1 pseudogene is annotated in these 1,441 nt (G+C 80.2%); it reads left to right on the top strand.

What is annotated here, in order from left to right:
- Positions 1–1,441 (top strand): annotated as a pseudogene (locus CTKZ_RS17740) (sacsin N-terminal ATP-binding-like domain-containing protein); the annotation flags it as partial.

Below are 1,441 nucleotides of genomic sequence, written 5' to 3'. Positions count from 1 at the left end.
GTGGTGGACGGCCCGGACGGCGGAGCCGGTCTCGTCGCGCCGCGCGACGCGGTCGCGGTGCAGGGGGAGGCCGGGCGGGGGGACGCGGTCGCGGCACTGGGCGCGCGCGTGGCGGGCCTCGCCGAGCTGCCGCCGGGTCGCGAGGCGCAGGCGCGGACGCTGGGCGTCGAGGTCCGGTCGCTCGCGGACGTCGTCGAGGACCTGCCGGCGGTGGCGGACGCGTCGTGGCCGGACCTGTACGCGGCGCTCGAGGGGCTCGCGGACGACTCGCGCGCGCGGGAGTCGCTCGGCGCGCTGCCGGTCCCGCTCGCGGACGGCCGGGTCGTGCGGGGCGCGCGCGGCACGCTCATGCTGGACGGCGACCTCGCGGACCGGCTCGGCGCGGACGCGCTCGACGTGCTGGGCCGCTGGGGGCTGCGGATCGTCCACCCGGCGGCGGAGCACCCGTTGCTGCAGCGGCTCGGGGCGTTCGACGCGGACGCGGAGGCGCTGCTGACGCAGCCGGCGGTCAGGGCGGCGGTGCTGGCGGCTGCGGACGACGACGACCTCGACGCGGCCGTGGAGGTGACCGACGCGGTGCTGGCGGTCGTCGCGGCGACGCTGCCGGGCGGGCCGCCGCCGGAGGCACGTCCGTGGCTCGGGCTGCTCACGCTCACGGCGGCCGACGGTGAGCCGACCCCGGCCGACGGTCTCGTGCTGCCCGGCGGTCCTGCGGCGGCGCTGCTCGACGACCGCGTGCTCGCGCCCGTGTCGGTCGGGGACGTCGACCGGTGGGGTGCGGACGTGCTCGAGGCAGCGGGTGTCCGGGCGGACCTCGTCGTCGTGCGCGTGGACCACGTCGTCGCGGACGCCGCGTCGCTCGGCGACGACACGTCCGACCCGTGGGTGCTCGCCGCGCAGTCGCTGGACGGCTGGGAGGAGTACCTCGACCACCTCGCGGACCGCCTGGGCCCGGGCGCCTACGTCGGCGAGGCGGTGGCGGTCGCGGACCTGGACGCGGTCGCGGACGGCGCGTGGCCGGCGGTGCTCGCGCGGGTCGGCGGGGAGCCGGCGCTGCGTCGCGCGCTCGTCGAGCGGGTGCGCGGGGAGGACGGCGCGACGGCCCCGTCGTACACGGCGTGGTGGCTGCGGACGCACGCGGACCTCGCACCGGCGGGTCCGTTCGCCGCGAGCGGCCCGGGTGGGGAGGCCGGCGCGGACGCGGTCGTCGCCGCGCTCCTGCCGCCCGCGCCCGACCTGCTCGCGGCGTGCGACGTGGGCATGCAGCGCGCGCTCGGGGGTGTGGCCACGCTCGCGGAGGTGGACGAGCCGGCGTGGACGGCGCTGCTCGACGCGGGGACTGTCGGGTCCCCGGTCGACCTGCGCGTCGCCGCGGCCGTGTGGCGCGCCGCCCGGCCGGACGTGCCGCCGCAGCGGGTGCCGGCGCTGGTCGGCGTGGGGC

The sequence above is a fragment of the Cellulomonas algicola genome (genome assembly GCF_003851725.1).
GTDB lineage: Bacteria > Actinomycetota > Actinomycetes > Actinomycetales > Cellulomonadaceae > Cellulomonas > Cellulomonas algicola.
This window is presented reverse-complemented; position numbering and strand designations above follow the sequence as displayed.